This window comes from Streptomyces megasporus (assembly GCF_000718985.1).
Taxonomy (GTDB): domain Bacteria; phylum Actinomycetota; class Actinomycetes; order Streptomycetales; family Streptomycetaceae; genus Streptomyces; species Streptomyces megasporus.
The window spans coordinates 1-232 of the sequence record NZ_JODL01000187.1 but is presented as its reverse complement, the minus strand read 5'-3'; the positions used below and the strand labels follow the sequence as shown (position 1 = coordinate 232).

Annotated in this window: 1 rRNA gene; it reads left to right on the top strand. The window is 69.8% G+C overall.

Going from position 1 to position 232, the window contains the following annotated elements:
* Window positions 1-152: 152 nt before the first annotated feature.
* Window positions 153-232 (top strand): 16S ribosomal RNA (locus IF47_RS31330); the annotation flags it as partial.

Genomic DNA, 232 nt, shown 5'->3' with positions numbered 1-232 from the left:
ACCGTTCCGGCGACCGTCTCGGTCCCGGCACGGAAGGTTCACCACACAACATCAAGCGAGGACGCTTCCGCGCCGGTCCCGGGCCATTCCCCCGGGGCGTCCGGCGCGGCTCCCCGCGAATGCGCCCCCCCGAGAGCGGGGGCGGCACAGCATTCACGGAGAGTTTGATCCTGGCTCAGGACGAACGCTGGCGGCGTGCTTAACACATGCAAGTCGAACGCCGGCCCTCGCC